At 47.1% G+C, this 19,233-nt stretch carries 1 protein-coding gene and 1 pseudogene; one reads left to right on the forward strand and one right to left on the reverse strand.

The window, feature by feature from the left end; genetic code table 11:
* Positions 1 to 105: 105 nt before the first annotated feature.
* Positions 106 to 780: pseudogene (locus LEPBO_RS35645) on the forward strand (IS6 family transposase).
* An 80-nt stretch (positions 781 to 860) separates the two neighbouring features.
* Here LEPBO_RS35645 and LEPBO_RS42110 read toward each other — a convergent pair.
* On the reverse strand, positions 861 to 19,208 hold the full coding sequence (locus LEPBO_RS42110; RefSeq protein ID WP_017285506.1) for an Ig-like domain-containing protein: 18,348 nt from the start codon (positions 19,206 to 19,208) through the stop codon (positions 861 to 863).
* Positions 19,209 to 19,233 lie beyond the last annotated feature (25 nt).

The following is a 19,233-nucleotide window of genomic DNA, read 5'->3' on the forward strand; positions in this document are numbered from 1 at the left end:
TGGTTTTCTAAAGTTGTGTCGCAAAAATGGTAGGGTATGGAAGCTCAATTTTCTCTAGCTCTGCTCTCAATGATGGCCGATTCCTTGTTCAAATGACGGCACTTTTTGCCAGAAATCATCTTGCTAAATGTACTCTGATATTGTCGTTATGCCTTGAGCTAGTGAGATTTGGAGGAGATGATGCAAGAGCGTGGAGTCGCCGTGGATCATTCCACCCTCAATCGGCAGGTATTGAAATATGCTCCAGAAATAGACAAGCGAATTCGTCCATTCTTGAAGCCCACGAACGACCCGTGGAGAGTCGATGAAACCTATATCAAAATCCGAGGAAAGTGGAGATACCTGTACCGAGCGGTGGATTCGGAGGGCAACATGCTGGACTTCATGCTGAGTGCGAAGCGAGACGGGAAAGCTGCAGCGCGCTTCTTTCGCAAGGTGCTGGGAGCGAAACACACTCAAACGCCACGAGTGATTACGGTGGATAAAAATGCCGCTTATCCAGTTGCTGTAGAAGAATTGAAGCAAGACCAAATATTGAAAGCTCAAACCAAATTGCGGCAGAGCAAATATTTGAACAACGTGCTTGAGCAAGACCACCGGAACATCAAACGGATTGTCAAACCAATGATAGGATTTTAATCATTCAGCAGTGCAAGGAGAACACTGCGAGGGATCGAGGCAATGGCGATAATTCGCAAAGGACAGGTGAAAGGAATCATTCGTAGGGACAGGGTGTCTGAAGCAGAATTTATCAATGAACTCTTTGGAGTAATTGCTTAAGGCGATACAGATGAGATCCGTTCGTTTGTTACTTCATAATCTTTCACAACCCTTTAATTTGCCTTAAGCTTGAGCTAATTCTATTTGTTTTCCAAGTACTTGATAGTACCATCCTGCTGACCTACAATGGCATCAGAATCACCATCGCCATCAATATCGGCAAAGGTGATTGAACTATTTTCACTGATGCCCGTGATATTACTGAATGGATTAGCAGTTACGCTTTGAGCAGTAAAGCTACCATTGGCATTACGGTAGTAGGCAATGCTGGCTTTTCCATCTCCAATGAACATATCGAGATCTCCATCCTTATCGATGTCAGCAAAGCCATAGCGAGTGTTTACACCCACGCTCATTCCATTAAAGGGATTGGCGGTTCCCGTCACTTGGGCAAAGCTACCGTTGGTATTGCGATAGAATGTAATTGAGCCTGTTGTACTGGTCGAGCTACTCGCATTGGTGATGAAAGCATCTAAATCCCCGTCACCATCAATGTCTGCAAAAGTAGGAGCACCCGTTGCGAAAGTCAATCCAGAGAACGGATTCGTGTCAGAGGTAAAGGAACCATTATTGTTCCGGTAGAATCCAATGATACCCTTAGAGCCACCAATGAAGGCATCTAAATCGCCATCCCTATCAATATCTGCAAAGGAAATACTGCTGTTATCGCCCCAGTCGATTCCATTGAAGGGATTCGCTGTTCCCGTGACTTGAGCAAAGGTTCCACTGGTATTGCGATAGTACCGGATGGTGCCATCTGATGAACCCACGAAGGCATCTAAATCACCATCTTTGTCAATATCTGCAAATGCAGGAGTTGCTTTGTCACCAACATCTAATCCATTGAAGGGATTTGAGGTGCCAGTCCGTTCTCTAAAAGTCAATCCAGTGATAGACAGAGAGACCGCCGCAGTGCTGATACCACCTTTACCATCGCTAATTGTATAGGTAAAGCTATCACTTCCAGTTCCACCCATCTGAAGAGATGAGAACTTACCATTGGGATTGTAAGTAAACGTGCCGTTGCTATTGAAGGTCAATTTTGCTCCAGATGTGAGCGTAATCGTAGAGCCAGCTGTAATTGTGGTTCCATTGACTTGAGTGATACTCAAGGTATCGCTCGTATCAACGTCGGAGTCATTACTGAGAACAGTCACTGTAATTGCAGTGTCTTCATCAGTTGTAGTACTATCAGCTGTTGCCACAGGTCCATCATTCACGCCAGTAATGGTTAGTGTTGCTGTTGCAGTACTAGTGCCACCTTTACCATCGCTAATGGTGTAGGTGAAGCTATCTGTTGCTGACTTGCCCGTACCGAGATAATCAAATTTGCCATTGGGATTGTAGGTAAAGGTGCCTGTGCTATTAAGGGTCACTTTCGCTCCCGAAATCAAGGTAATTGTTGATCCAGAGGTGATACTGGTTCCATTGACATGAGTGACACTCAAAGTATCTCCCGTATCAACATCCGAATCGTTGCTCAATACAGTTAACGTGGCAGACGTATCTTCGTTAGTTGTACTACTATCAGCCAGCGCTATAGGTCCATCATTCACGCCAGTGATCGTCAAATTAACCGTCGCGGTACTGGTACCACCTTTACCATCGCTAATGATGTAGGTGAAGCTATCTGTTGCTGAATTGCCCGTGCCGAGATAATCAAATTTGCCATTGGGATTGTAGGTAAAAGTGCCTGTGCTATTAAGAGTCACTTTTGCTCCTGAAGTCAAGGTGATGGTCGATCCAGCAGTAATGCTTGTTCCATTCACTTGAGTAATGTTAAGAGTATCCCCTGTATCAACATCCGAATCGTTGCTCAATACAGTTAACGTGGCAGACGTATCTTCGTTAGTTGTAGCACTATCAGCCATCGCTATAGGTCCATCATTCACGCCAGTAATGGTTAGTGTTGCCGTTGCGGTACTGATGCCACCTTTACCATCGCTGATGGTGTAGGTAAAGCTATCCGTTGCTGACTTCCCAACACCTAGATATTCAAATTTGCCGTTCGGGTTATATGTAAACGTTCCTGCCGTGTTTAGGGTCACTTTTGCACCAGAGGTCAGTGTGACAGTTGAGCCAGAAGCGATCGTCGTTCCATTGACTCTCGTAATAGTCATTGTGTCAGCTGCATTAGCATCAGAGTCGTTGCTCAATGCGCTAATAGTCGTTGTCGTGTCTTCGTTCATCGTGACACTATCGTTCACGGCGACGGGTGGCGTATTCGTGTTCTCAAAGTAATTGATGTTGCCATCAAATTCACCGATGAAGGCATCTAAATCACCATCGCCATTAATATCAACGAAGGAAACCGTGCTGTTTTGACCCACATCTACACCATTGAAGGGATTGCTGGTTCCGGTGACTTGAGCAAAGCTGCCATTGGTGTTGCGGTAATAATTGATCGTGCCGTCGGATTCCCCAATAAAGGCATCGGAATCGCCATCTTGGTCAATATCAGCAAACGCGATCGTACTGCTATCTCCCACATCTACACCATTGAAAGGATTAGCAGTTCCAGTGACATTGGCAAAACTACCATTGGTATTGCGATAGAACTTAATCGTACCATCACTTTGTCCCGTGAAAGCATCCAAGTCGCCATCGTTATCAATATCGACAAAGCTTGGAGCTATAAAATCAGCAATGCCATTGCTCGTGTCAGTAATTTGAGTGAAACTGCCATTGGTGTTTTGGTAGTATTTCAGAACCATCTTGCCATCACCGATAAAGGCATCGAGATCACCATCTCGATCGATGTCAGCAAAGGAAATTGACGTATCCGAAAAACCCGATACACTATTCAAAGGATTAGCAGTTCCCGTCACTTGGGCAAAGCTGCCATTGGTATTGCGATAGTAGCGGATTGTTCCATCGGATGACCCCATAAAGGCATCTAAATCACCATCCTTATCAATGTCAGCAAACGCTACATTGCTAGAGTAGCCTACATCAATCCCATTCAATGAATTATTGCTGCCCGTGCGCTCATAGAAGGTTCCACCACTAATCTTCAGCGAGACGGTTGCCGTACTAGTTCCCCCTTTGCCATCACTGACCGTATAGGTGAAGCTATCGGTTCCGGTTTCGCCCATGCCCAATGTGACAAATTTGCCATTCGGGTTATAGGTAAAGGTGCCGTTTGCGTTCAAGGTCAGTTTGGCACCGGAAGTCAGGGTCATGGTTGAACCTGCTGTAATGACGGAGCCATTTACTTGAGTAATACTGAGAGTGTCTCCAGTATCAATATCGGAGTCATTGCTCAGGACACTAATCGCGGTAGACACATCTTCATTAGTAGTAGCGCTATCTGCTTTTACAGTTGGCGCATCATTGACCCCAGTAATAACCAGAGTAACGGTTGCAGTGCTGGTGCCACCCTTGCCATCACTAATGGTGTAGGTGAAGCTATCCGTTGCAGTTTTTCCAGTTCCCAGGTACTCAAATTTACCATTGGGATTGTAAGTAAGACTGCCATTAGCATTCAGGGTAACTTTTGCCTTGGAGCCAATCAAGACACTAGAGCCAGCCGTTAGAGTTGTACCATTCACTTTCGTGATACTCAAGGTATCACCCGTATCAATGTCGGTGTCGTTGCTTAGAGCAGCGATCGTCACTGTACTATTTTCCGTGGTGGTAGCGCTATTCGCACTAGCAACAGGGGTGTCATTGATCCCATTAATCGTCAAGGTAACAGTTGCAGTGCTCGTACCGCCTTTGCCATCGCTAATCGTGTAGGTGAAGTTATCGGTCGCCGTTTTGCCAATTCCCAAATACTCAAATCGACTATTGGGATTGTAGCTGAAGGTGCCATTGGTATTAAAGGTCACTTGCGCACCGGAAGCTAGAACGCGAGTTGTGCCAGATGTGATAGCTGTGCCATTGAGATGGGTGATTGTGAACGTATCGCCTGTATCAATATCAGAGTCATTGCTAAGGGCAGCGATCGTGACACTGGTCGCCTCATCAGTTTCGACGTTATCTTTTGTTGCTATCGGCACATCATTGACCCCATTAATCGTGATACTGACAGTCGCAGTATCTACCCCACCCATGGCGTTTTTCACGCTGTAGGTGAAGCTATCGGTTGCAGTTTTGCCTGCACCTACAGCGTCAAATTTACCATTGGGATTGTAGGTGAAGGTATTGTTGGCATTGAAGGTCACTTGAGCACCGGAGTTTAAAGTGACAACGCTGCCTACAGTTGCGCTGCTGCCATTGACTGTACTGATGCTAATCGGGCTGAAGCCATCCCAGTTGATGTCATTGCCTAGTACGGTAAAGATCGTACTCGTCTCTTCGGTGGTACTAGCACTATCATTTCCAGCGATCGGGGTAATTTTCACCGTTTCGCTATTGCTGTAAGCGATCGTACCTAAACCTCCACCGGTAATCGTGAGATTGCTGAAATTCCAACTCGCTCCTGAGCGGGTAGGTTTGACTAAGAGCGTATCATTACCCCCACCAGCATCCACAGTGATATTTAAGGTGGAATTGAGGCTGTCGGAACTGCTGAAGAGGGTGATAGTGTTGTTGCTGTTATCGCCTGTAATAGTCACAGCACCGCTTGTTCTACCAGAGAAATCGACACTTAGATCATCAATGGTTCGCAGATAGGAATCCTGCGTTGTGTTCAGTTTGACTTCTGAATCATTCGTCATTTCCAAATCCAACGTATTAGTGCGGGTTCCCACTGATATTGCATTCAGTGTTAGGAAATCACTTTGGAGATTGGCTTCGGCATTTTGATTGGCATCGACAATGGCACCTGTAGAAGACAAGCTGACGATATTTTCAGCATAGACTTGATCAACATTGAGGGTACCGATCGCGTTGGCAACATAGATATTTTCCTTGGCGCGAGCTGTTAAGCTACCACCGAGAGAACTAATTTCCACAATGCCGCGCATGGTTGCAGTTGAGGATGCATCATTCCATTGGCGATTGCTGCCATAGTTCATGGAGACGTAATCTTCATTACCGTTCCAATTATTGGGTTCGCCTGGTGCCCAGTTCCGGTAGGGGGTGGTTTCACCACTTGCCCAGGCAAAGGTGCCTTCCGTCACTTTGTCGGTTAAGCCAATCCAGAAGCTTTCAGTGTTGCTAAAGGTGTTGCGTAACCATTGCTCTTCAGCCGCATCGTTGATTGTCACCAGGTTGCCACCTACTGCTTGGGCTGCGGTTTGTGCGATTTCCCAGGTAGCGATGGGGTTGAGCAAATAGAAATGACCGTTGTATTCCTGAACGTTCAACTCAATGATGCCGCGCATGGTTGCAGTTGAGGACGCATCATTCCACTGGCGATTGTTGCCATAGTTCATGGAGGCGTAATCCTCATTGCCGTTCCAATTATTGGGTTCGCCTGGTGCCCAGTTCCGGTAAGTAGTAGTTTCACCATTTGCCCAGGCGAAGGTGCCTTCCGTCACTTTGTCGGTTAAGCCAATCCAGAAGCTTTCGGTAGTGCCAAAGGTCGTTCTGAGCCAAGCTTCTTCGGTTGCATCATTGATCGTTACGAGGTTGCCACCGAGACTTTGGGCATAGGTTTGGGCAGCTTCCCACGTTGCCGAGCTACTGAGCAGATAGAGCTTACCGTTGTGGTAATAGATGTTGTCCTTCAGGTCGATCGTAATTGGAGCGGTGCTGCTACCTACGCTGGAACTTCCCGCTTCAAGGACTAGATCACCCCCTCCAACGACGTTGACTGCTCCCGTTGTAGCGACGTTGACAATGCCTTGAGCAGCCTTAATCCGCACTTCACTGCCTGCTTTAACTTGGTCGAGGTTGATATCTTGCTCCGAACCGAGAAAGACATTCCCACCAGCAGTGAGGTTGATTTCGCCAGTTGCATCAATATCTACATCTTGCTTCTGACTGATAACGACTTTGGAAATCGGAGCAGTCGATTTTTTAGGATCTAAAATCTTATTTCCAGCCGCATCGTAGTAGGTGATGTCATCCCGTTCTGCATAGCTAAGGGCAAGGCGTTGGGCTTCGGTGAGATCCGTTGCCCAGTTTTTGATACTTGACCAATTGTTGATCGTAATGCTGCCTTCGGTACGCCCGATCGCACCGCTAGCCGTAACAGCGACATCACCGCCTGCTGTAATGTTGGCTTCTTCGATCGTGTATTGCGTATCTGTAACAGAGCCAAACAATCCCGGAGCGACGGTATTTTTCAGTTGATCCAGGCTCCACTTACTGCCCTGGCTGAGACTGCTCTGTTGACTGCTGCTGACGTTATATTTCTGTGCAATCAGATTCGGATCGTAAATACTGATATTCGTCAAGTTCTTGCCTGTAAAGTCGCTGTCCTTAAATAGGTCAGTGATTACGGTAGACATGTAGGCATCGTCGCCCGTTAGAGTCACACTACCACCACTAAATAGGGTATGGAGGGTTTGATATTGCGTGGTTTTCTCCGCCGCCATTGCTATGATTTCGCTATCGCTGTAACCTTGAGCACGCAGTTGAGTCTTGGCAGTATCACTGTAGCTGTAGGAGAAATTTGCGTTGTAGGCATCAGCAGTATAGACGGTTTGACCCGTTGAATTCACACTCGATTTAACATTGCGGTAGTTCCAGTAGGTTTCGTACAGGTGCTCTGCCTGTTGCTTGAAGCTCGCGATCGACTTAGAACTACGATCGGTGGTCAATCCAATTTGTGACCAGAGGCTTTCGAGTTGGGTTTGGGAATAGGGATCGATCGTTTCAGCTAAGTTATTGTCAACTAACCCGCCACTAGAGACCGTCAGATTAACATTACCTCCTGCGGTGGCACTAACCAGATAGAGATCTCCATCCGTTTCCTTGAGGTAGATATTGTCAGCAGCATCCAGGGTTACACCTGATGTTCCATCCGCAGTGCTGAGTAGTGTTGCGGTTATTGAAGTGACCATACCCATGATCGTTGTCGTTGTTTTGAAGCCAGAGTCAACCCGCAAAGACTGAGTAGAAGAACCGATCGAGCCAGTTTCGGACGTGAGATCGATCGTGTAAGCCTTGATGTCATAGCCGCCCGCACCGGCACTTAAGAGAGAGCCATTGGTAGACAGCGTGACGGTACCAGAAGACGAATAGCTTTCACCGAAAATCGTCACATTACCATCAATGTCGGTAATCGAGACATTACCCGTTGCATTGAATTGCAATTGACTCACATCGGTACTGAGATCCATCAGCTTGCTACCCGAAAGGGTTAGGCTATTACTAGTGATCACACCGTTAGTAGACAGGTTATCAATGTAGCCTGAAGTAGATTTAAGGGTAGTGCTACCACCTTTATTACTGATTGAATTTAGCAACAGGATGTCTTGGGTTGAGGTGATGCTGACTGAACCCGTGTCATAGCCGATAAAGGTCACCGCAATAGGTGAATCGGCATCATAGCTGTGGGTATTGATCGTCTTTTTACCCTGCTGGTAGGTATCACGGCGATAGTAAGTCTTTTTCTTGAAGATCCACCAGCCGCTGGTCTCTGTCCAGGTATCTTGATCGACGAGTTGATTACTACTCGTAGTCACCACTTCACGATTGTAGGCATACAGATTGCTGTTGGTAGTAGTTTCGATATAAGCCCCTTCTAGGAGTGGAGTTTCATCCAGTAACATCGTTGTAGTTTCGATCGCAGTTCCTGGATCTTTTGCAAGGTCATCAGAACCCCAAAAACTAGATTTACCATAGGTTTTCTGAGTTTCCGTGATACTAGACTGTCCTGTGACCCAGGTGTAACGCTGATTGGCAAGAGGATTATAGCTGGCAGCACGGGTATTCGATAAGGTTGTCGTCTTGCCGCTAGTCGTGGAAGTATCGGTGACAGTGACGTTACTACCAACCCGAGTGTAGGTTGTCATTAAAGCTTCACCATTTGCACCCGTTTTAGCGGTATCAATGATTTGTAACTTGCCTTCGATACCACTGCCACCTGCATCAATGCTATTGATGGCAATGTCATAGTTCGTGTTGTTCGTGATATTGATGCGACCAAACCCATCCATCACCCTCAGGTTGCCATCTCCGGTGCTGATGATGTGTCCCACCAATTGCATATAGCCGCCTTCGATCTCAACATCATCTAGTTCGATACGATTTTCTTCAGCGTTATATTTCGCGTCAATGCTGGTACCATCTGTATCGGTTGATAGCGTGAGATATTTGGTCGATGGAGTTTTACCGGCAGCAATTGTACTGTCGTAGCTGGATTTGAAGGCGCTGATGGTGGCATTGAAACTGTTGCTGAGGGTGAGAGTACGATCGGGGGTTCCGCTTTGGATCACACCATTGATATTCAGATAGCGGGCGTTGATAAATACGTTACTGCTCGCAGTGATACTGCTGCTACTGCTCGGATCAACCGATGAAGAGCCACTGGTTTCTGGTCCATTTTCAAAACTAGTTGCAGTGCTTGAGAGTTGGCTACGAGGATTACCACCCACATGCAGGAAGCCTAAGTCGTCTGTCAGGCTGAGGCTATGCTCAGTACCGCTACCTGTACTAGTGAGATCAATTTCTTTTGAGGAATTGAGCGTCAGGCTACCACCGCTGCTGAGAGTGACATAGCCGCTAAATCCCCCACCAAATATAGGTGCATAAATACTGGCTAGCTTAATCGTGTTGTTGTCAATCTTATCGACGTAATAGGTGGCAGAGATTGAGCCATTGGAACTGCGGTAAACTACTTGATCGCCATCGCTTAAGCTATGTCCTGTTAGTGTCAACTGGCTACCGCCACTCGACAAAGTATAAGTTTTGTTGGCGAAGGCATTATCCTCAGTCGAGGCGAGTTTAATCGTGTTGCTATCAATCACGATCGCGTAGTAGCTCCGATTGTCGGACAAGCCACCGATACTGGTTCCAGTCCCATTGCTATAAAAGACTTGATCACCTGTGCTCAGACCATGATTGGAGATCGTAATCGTATTCTGGAACGTGCTGACCTTACTCGAAGGATTAAATTCAAAGACTGTTCCATCATCAGTCAGGACAAAATCGCTGCCAGATTGGATGTCGATTGTTTCTGCGTTGAGGCTACCATAGACAATCACACTACCTTCATCGTTGATCAATTGCACTGTGCCTTTAGCATTATCTACAGTTCCAATGACTTCGAGATCAGGTGCTTCAGGCGTATCCACACCTAATGCAGCAAATTCGCTTGCCTGTACTGCAAAGGTCGGATCGTAGGTATTCTCCACTTGAATCAAGGCATCATCACTGTTATCTGAGGTGATAACTTGACTGAAGTTGGCAGTATTTTCAGAGGTGTTACGAGTATTAATCGTACTGTTGCTGGTAACAGAAGTACTGTTAAATAGAATTCGTCCACCTTCGACTTCAGGAATTTTCAGGTTATTCACCCGTAGGTAATAGGGACTGCCATTGGTAATGGTAATTTTGGCATCACCTGGCGAATTCAAGACACCACTGCCCTTGAGATAATCGCCTGTTACCCGAATATCACCAACTTTCACCTTGATATCTGGAATCTCAATGTAGGTGACTTGGCTCACTGAACCGAGTTCCTCCAGTTGATTTTCCCAATAGGCGATTTCCGCGGTGTATGCAGCAACCGTACTCGTATCGCCTGCATAGGTCGATTTCAATTCTTGCAGTTGCGAGATATAAGTACTGATGTTGCTGTAGAGATCTTCAACGCTGAGGGTGACTGTTCCAACGCCATCAGATTTCTGCGTGATATTGATGGGATAAATACTCACACCATCTACGGTTGTGGTTGAGATCAGGGTCAGGCTTTCATCAATGGTCAGGGTTTCTTGGTTTTCGATACTGACCTCGATCGTGCCATTCACAGTTACGCCAGTTGTGGCCGTAATGTCATTATCTGTTCGCTTAATATCTGCAACTGATGCTCCCGTAATCGTGCCAATCAGTGCCTCATAACTATCCTGGCTCTTCAGCAGTCCAACGGCTTCTATCTCTCCTTTAGTGGTCAGAAGATTCGTGTCGTAAACCGTTTGGATTTGGGCACCAGCATCGATCGTAATCGTATTTTCCAAGGTCACTGTGGCATCTGAAGATCCAGCACTACTCAGAGGTGCCGCTGTGTAATTCCAGACGTTCGATCGAGCGTTCACGTCAATCACATTAGTATCGCCATTAGCATTCTGTCCCGCCAATAGGTTGACATCGCCTTCGGAACGCAGATAAGCCCCATTTTTCAGTTGGATTTGGTTCTGAGTATTGGTACTCGCGATCGATTCCGCTGAAGGTTCCCCTGCCAAACCGTAACTAGAGGCATTTGCCGTTACATCTAGCGTGACCTTTGCTTTTGCTGAGAGCGTAATATCTCCATTGCTGTAAAGGTTTGCATCCTGGATTGTGACGATCGCTTGGTTGGTTTGTTGCTTTACAGTGGATTCTGCGGCTGCTATGGAAATAACACCACCGCTATCTAACGTCGTTTCATCCCAAGCAGAGACATCGTTTGACGCTCTTAAATTGATCTCACCTGTCGTTGAAATCGTTGTGTCATAGGCATTTGTAGTAGAACTGTCCCCGATCGTGATTGTCGTTGCATTATTGATCACAGTACTGCTTATAACCGCAGAGGCATCAACCACACCACCAGAACCAGCTTCAGCCGTTTCATCACTCAATTCTGCTTTGAGGATGGTTTGAGTGGCATTTACAGTGAAGCTAGCAGCATTGATAACCAGGTTTTGATTGGTATTGTCGCTATCGATCCCGATCGTCACCTTAGATATTGTATTCACCGTGTTGTCTGCAAAGGCACCGCTTGCCCCAACAACCGAAGCGTTGACACTATTGGCTTTACTGTTGAACTTCGTGGTTTGATCAGCGCTGATCTCGATCGCATTACTGACATTGATTTCTACATTACCGCTCGTAGAATCACCATCTTCGATACGAACTTTAGCCATGCTTGCGTTATTGGTCGAACTCAAAGCAGCTTGCCCAGACACGACACCGCCACCACCTGCAACTGCATTGGCATAATTGTAATCGTTACCGATTGCTTGAATCTTCAGATCCTTCGCCGTAATGTTAACGCCTGTATCCAAATATGCTTGTGTCGTCAAGCTTGACTCTGCATTAGCGATGTTAGCACCTAGCGCCAAAATTCCGCCATTATAGCCATCGGCTTCTGCCGTTTGTTGGCTGTCTGCATCTGCTTTAATCGAAGCCGTATTGGTAATCGTCAGCTTGCTGTTTTTGCCCACATAGGCACTCACCTGCCCCGAATTGGTTGCGGTACTTTCACTAGCGTTGACCGAACCAAACAAAGCACCACCCGCACCCGTTGCCTCAGTATGGGCAGCATCTCCACTGGTCGGAAGGCTTTGCTGTGCGAGAACCGTCAAATTGCTGGCGCTAATTGTACTGCTACTTCCAACATAGGCATCAACTTGAGGTGTTACTTCAGCCGTTGCAGCCGAATACCCTGCTTGCACAAGTCCTGACACACTCAAACCAAAGGCATTAGCATCAGCATCCGGTTGAGCAGTGGCGGTGATATTAAGATTGCCTGTCAGAGAAATCGTTGTGGAATCGCCTACATAGGCTTTCACCGTAGAATCAAATGTGGCATCGGCACTATTGCCAGATCCAGAGGCTAATACGCCACCTGCGATCGATATAACCCCGGCATCAACTTTGCCATCACCAGTACTAGTAATGTTGAGATTGGTAGCAGAGAGGGTTGCTCCAGTGACATGAGCTTTAGTTGTGCTTTGAGTGATGGAATCTGCAACACTAGCACCGATCGCCACCATACCTGCACTCGCTCCATAAGCATCGGTTGCCACATCATCGGTACTGTCTGCGGTGACATTGATCGTTTTACCCTTCACCGAACTACCAGAGCCAATCCGAGCTTCGACCGTCGATTTTACGGTTGCAGTTGCTTCTGCTCCGGTTCCCGCGCCCCCCCAAAGGCTTGCTGCCACTGAAGTTGCGACTGAGAGTGCATCAATATCTGGATTTGAGGTTGCAGCCAGGTTGAGGTTATCGTTGTTGGAGGCAACTTTGGCGTTGTCGATGTAGGCCTGCACTGTGTTGTTTACCGTTGTATCGGTTGTCGAAACGCCCACCGATGCACCGATCCAACTTGCTACTGCGGAACCACTGCCAACTGTAGGATCAATGTTGGACGTATCGCTTGCAGCCAGGCTAATTTCGCCCGTCGCTTGAATATTGTAGGTACTACTGGTATTGACATTGCGAATAAAGGCTCCCACTTCGTTAGTTGTGGTCGTGGTTACACTTGCTCCGGCTCCACTAAAGCTTGCGCTAGTTGGGGCAACACCTGCTGCGAGAGAAGCTGCGACAGCCGTATTTTCCGTCATCGTCAGTTGGGATTGTGCTTTGAGCGTAATATCATCTCCAGCACTGATGGTTGTGCTATCAGTCGTGCTCTGACCGATGAAGGATTGAACGGTATTGTCGATCGTATTCTCAACCGTAACGGCACCGATCGCCATGCTAAAACTAGCGCTACTACCAGAAATTGCAATACTCCCTCCGACCGCTATACTTTTGATCGTGCTTTGGTCGATCGCATTAAGATTTAGATCGCCACCATTGTTTGAGTCTGCCGTGGTCGTAATCGTACTGCTATTTTGAATGTAGGACTGAATGGTATTCCCTAGCGTATTAGTTACACCTGTCCCTGCGCCTGCTGCGCTTACCGATGCACCACTACTTACCGCAACACTAATTGCGCCTGCCAAGCCAAAGTTTTCAATGGTGGCAGTAGAGTTTGCAGTAAGGTTGAAATCGCCTGCGCTGACCGTTCCTTTATCCACGTAGGCTTTGACGGTATTACTGATTTCGTTATCCGCGATCGCGACTCCAACGGAAGCCGCTCCTGAAGCATCGGTGCTACCCCCGATTGAAAGACTCGCGGCACCCGCATCGGCAATAATCTCACTGTCATCGATCGCGGTTAATGTCGCTGTTTCATCGGTAGTGACTTTGCCTCCGTTTTGAATTCCTGCGGCGATCTTGGCTTTAATCGTGTTCTCAATCCCTGTACCTGAGCCAGACAGGCTAATGGTTCCGCCACCCGTAGAACCAGAAGCTGCGGCTGAACCACTGAAGGCTAAACCATCGATTGTTGCAGTAGATTTTGCAGTTACAGTCACAATGCCATCAGCACTGATTGTCGCATTGTCTACCAAGGCTTGAATCGTATGGCCTTGCGCTTGTCCAATTTGGTTTGTTGCAACGGCAGCCCCAATTGACAGAGAAGCACTCGAACCATCACCAAGCGTCGCAGCGATCGAGACTCCACCCGCATCCGAAGTGATAGTGCTGTTATCCGTCGCTGTGAGATTCACTGCTGCATTATTGGAGGTCTTAACCGTTGCACTGTTCTTGATTTGGGCAGAAATCGTATTGTCAATATTATTGTTTGTGCCGGCACCCGCACCGCTGAGGCTGAGACTACCCAAATATCCAGAAGAACTGGAAGCAGAACCTCCAATGCTGAGGGCATCAATTTCAGCGGTCGATTGGGCAGTGATATTGACCGCACCCGCAGAGGTAAGCGTAGATTTATCAACGTAGGCATCGATCGTATTGTGGATGTCGTTTTCTGCGATCGATACCCCAACCGAGCCGGAAGTACTTACAGAACTGTAGCTTAGAGCAAGCGAATAACCACCGCTATCCGCCGTGATGTCGCTGTCATCAGTCGCGCTAATCGAAATCGTGCCGCTGTTAGAAGTCGTAATACTGCTGCCATTCGTCACGTAGGCGCTAATAGTGGTTTCAATGTCGTTATTTGCGCCTGCACCGGCACCTGACAAGCTCATCGCTAGCCACGAAGCATTCGTGCTCACCGCCGCTGCCGCCCCCAAGGCAAAGCTATCGATCGTTCCCGTCGATGCTGCAGTAATCGCTACATTGCCACTGGCAGTGAGTGTAGACTTATCCACATAGGCACTGACCATATTGGTGACATCGTTATAGGACAAGCCTGCACCAGCACTAACCGATGCAGCATTCGAGGAGGGCTTGATTGCGATCGCTAGAGCTGCTCCACCTGCATCCGCATGTAAGGTCGAATCATCTGTTGCGCTAACCGTGATAGCACCTGAGATTGTGGTTGTAGAATTGGCGATATAGGCTTTTGTAGAATTGTCAATTTCATTGATGGTAACTGCGCCAGCAATCCCAACATTGATAGCTGAATTCGCTGCTCCGGAACCACCTGCGACGACTGCATAAACCTCACTGGTATTCGTTGCATTCACCGTCAGTGATTTAGAATTGCTCAGAGTCGTGTTTTCTAAATAGGCATTAGTCGTCTGACTAACGGTATTTTGACCATAGGAACCTGCTAAGCCTACAGAAGCCGTGGATTGGTTGTTATTCCCGATCGTCAGTGCAACTGAGCCACCGATCGCGAGAATTTCACTATCATTATTTGCCGTGACACTGACCGTCGAGGAGCTATTCGTCGTCACTTTGACATCACGCAAATACGCCTCAGTCGTATCCGCGACTTCATTCAACGCCACATCGCCAGAAATTCCAACTCCAAAAGTGGTCGATCCTGTCGTTGAGCCATCGGAATTAGTCGTGACACTACCGCCTGTCGAAATCGCGGAGGCTAGCGAGAAGGAACCAATATAACCATCATTCTTGGCGTTGATGCTGACATTGCCACTGCTAGTAATTGAAGTCGTTGCATCCGTTTCGCCAGAATCGCTCAAGTTGCCAATCACAGCGCGGGTCTTACGATCGACGGTATTAAACCCAATGCTGGCACCAAAACCAATGCTTTCAGACACAGCAACACCACCCATTATATTGATGACATTACTGGTATCCTCAGCATTCACAACCAAGCTAGCGGTCGAGCCACTCACCAGGTTATCACCCACAACCAGGGTAACTCCATCATCAATTTGTGCTGTCGTAGTATTGTCTACATAAATCCAGGTGCCCACGCCACTGAAACCAAAGGTATCGGCACTGCCACCTGCCGCAGCGACATCAATACTCATCGTTTCACTATCGGCATTAACCTTCAGACTATCGGCATATAAGGTAACACCATCTTCAATTCTTGCTGTTACATCATTGCGATAGTCAATCACCAAGACAGCGCCGCCAATAGCATTACTCGCCTTAGTTCCAGCACCACCAATACTAAAGCCCAACGAATTGGTTTGATCGTTCCAGTTTAATCCTGGCAACGCAATGTTGCCGCCAAAGTGAACCGATTCATTGACGCTTGTGGCTTCGACCAGAACAGTTTGTTGATCCGATCGCAAGCTTGTGTTTTGGTTGATCTGAGCGCTTTGGTCAATATAAGCTTTACTTGTTTGATCCAAAGACAAAACAGTCACAGCACCCGCTGCTGCCAATTTACTCTGGCTCTTAGCTGCTGCTTGGCTCCAAGAATCAAAAATGTATTCATCCAATCCCAAATTGCTGTTCAGGTAGCCCGTCAAGTTACTGACAAACTCACCAGCTTTGGAATACCAAGCTCCAGTTCCAGTGAAGGGTTCTACAAGATTGACTCCCCATTCAGCACTGTAGTTATTTAGGGTGTTAGCCGTCACAGATAAGCCTTTATAAGCATTGACAACGGCTGAATTGCCAATATAGGCAGTGACATTATTCACGTAGTCGCCGAGCGCAACCGCTGCCGAACCTGCAAAACTGCCATTAGAGGAGCTACTAGAAGAAGTGGTACTAGAAGAAGAAGTACTTGAGGAACTACTGCTAGAATTGTCGAGCATTGAGATTGCGGTCACATCGGGTCGGTACTCAGCCGTGGCATCAACAATAATGCTGCCAGTTTGAGCCGTAACAGTTGCTGCAGTAGTATCGGTAGTATCATCATCATCAAATCTGCCACCAATGCGGGCTAAAACGGTGTTGTTGTCCTCAATGTAGGCAACAGCAGCCCCAATTTGAAAACTCGACGTTTTTCCTCTGGTTCTACTACTAGCACTCGACGATTTGGTTGATACCACAGACTTTAGTTTGTCCCAGAGAGCTGACGTCGCACTACTTTTAATGCCAGAGAGCACATCGTCTTTAATATCACTGATCCCAGCAGAGGCACGTACACCACTACCACTTGTTATACTACTACCACCAGAAAAAATACTTTCAACATCCTCATTCTTTTGATTCGCTTCAACGGTGACATTGCCTACGGCTGTGACATTTCCATCAATCAAGGCATTGGTTTTGCCATCTTCAAAGGAAACTGCTGCTGCAACAGATAGAGTTCCATTCGAGGCATTATTTGATTTTGCATTAGTTCTATTACGATCGATGGTATTAGCTGTGACGCTAACATTCCCGCCTGCCGTGATCTTTGCTGTATCAGTAATTTCTGCGGTCGATTCACTATATAGTTCACTGATAGCAGCAGCGGCGGTTGAATTCGTTGCAACGTTGGAGCTACTCCACTTTGAGGTGATAACTTGTACATCTACGGTGTTATCAGTCAGTGTGGAAATGGAGACATTGCCTGTGGTTGTGACAGTACCAGCGATCGATACTTTCGCAGTGGAATCTGCTTTGCCATAGGCTGCACCCAGGATGAAGGAAAAGAGAGGTTGAATGATTGCATTAGTGGTTGCTGTCGCGGACGCATCCAAACTTGCAGCAATAATACTCGTATTGACATCTACGGTAATTGTCGCTTTTGCTGTGGAAATCGCTGCTCCACCTGCTAAGGAAAAATTATCCAAGAAGCCGATAATGGAGTTTCCGACTGAGCTAGTATCATCAAATTCTCCGGCATAGTCAGCCTCAGCCGATATCTTCACATCTTTTCCTTGAAGATTAGCTTTATAAAGCGAAATTGTCGCTGTGCTGGTTTCAGTTCCATCAAGAACAGTGGCAGCTAATTCGGTTTCGCTGGCGCTAATTGTGATGTTGCCAGCAGTGTAAGTACTTCCTGTCCCCACCTGGGAATATAGGTTAGCACTAGAGGTACTGCCATTGGTTCCGATCGTGATCTGTTTGCCCGTTAAGGAAATCGTTCCAGAATTCCCTATCGAAGTCCCAGTGGAGTGATCTGTGGCTGAAGTGTTGCGACTTGAAAGTGTACTGCCTGCATTGATGGTAATTGTATTGGAATCAATACTCAGATTCCCACCCTGAGTGTACACACTTGAACTTACCGTGACTGTATCATCTCCCCCCTCTCCGTCAATGCTAAAACTCCCCCCTGCTGTATAGACAGTGCTGTTGAAGTTGATTTTGTCACTACCATCCCCACCATTAATGGTAAATGCTCCGCCTTTAGTATTAATTTCGGTATTAGCAGTAACGGTATCCTCACCATCACCCATATCAAGCTTGAGGCTTACTACATTGGAAAAGCTACTGAATCCAGAGGAGAAGGTAACTTTGTCTGCCCCTGACCGTGTTTTGATCTCAAGTCCAGAAGTGATTGAACTCAGGGCAACTCTCACGCTATAGCTATTGACTTGCGTGATACCAGTTCCGGCTGAAATGGTTTCCGAATAACTTCCACTTGTATTGTTTTCTGTAATAACGAGATCAGTACCAGAGAGTGAGAACGTGAGGTCGTTTTGGTAGTCGAAGGTTATTGCTGACTGCCCATTACTGATTAAATAACTGCCATCCGCATCGTAAACCAGTTTGCCGCTGGTCAGGGAAACCGTTGCCAAAATGTGCTGATAGTCAATGTTGGCAAAGATGGTAGTGTCGATCGTGCCCGTATCAAATTCTAAGATCCAATCTCCACCTAGCGCTGCATTTCCGGTCAGATCATCTGATGCTGCGACATCTGCACCCGTAAGTTGACTGATTTGATTGACGAAGGCTTGCCCCTGTTCGCCCGCTGCCACATCACAGCCATAGATTAGAATGTCGGCGTTGTCAGTCAAACTGGTTTGCCAAGCCTGCAACTTGGTGCGGTAGGAATCCAGCGTTGTTCCACTTAACTCAGCATTACCTAGTCGCAGTGAACCCGCATCACCATGAGCAATGATGTGAATCGCAGAAATTCCTTGACGTTGTGCCAAGATTTCACTGATTTGCTCAACACCATCTTGCGATGCATTCAAGTAGACGATTTGACTCGGTGAAATTTCGCTGAGTAAGCTGGCAGCATCTTCCACGCTGCTATCAATAAAGAAGAGTTCATTGCTACGATCGCGGTTTCCTGAAACGATCGTGTTCGCTGACCAGGGCGTACTCGAAAAAGAATCGCTTGCTGTCTGGTTAAAGGCACGATTGATGCTGAAGTCCAAGTAGGCGCTAGATTGTCCAATATTCGATCTCGTCTTGAAGCTATCAGTGAGCAGAGGAAATGAAGACGGAGCAGAACGAGAGGTGATTTCCCACAACGGCTGATGCGTGATTCCTGTTTGCAACTCGATCGGGAAAGTCGTCAATTGATTGAGAGACTGAGCAGCAAAAAAAGACGCGCGGTTAAAATCAGAACTCATCGTTCAATTCCTTAGAAACAAAGAC

Origin of the sequence: Leptolyngbya boryana PCC 6306 (genome assembly GCF_000353285.1) — a bacterium.
In the GTDB taxonomy this organism is placed as follows: Bacteria; Cyanobacteriota; Cyanobacteriia; order Leptolyngbyales; family Leptolyngbyaceae; genus Leptolyngbya; species Leptolyngbya boryana.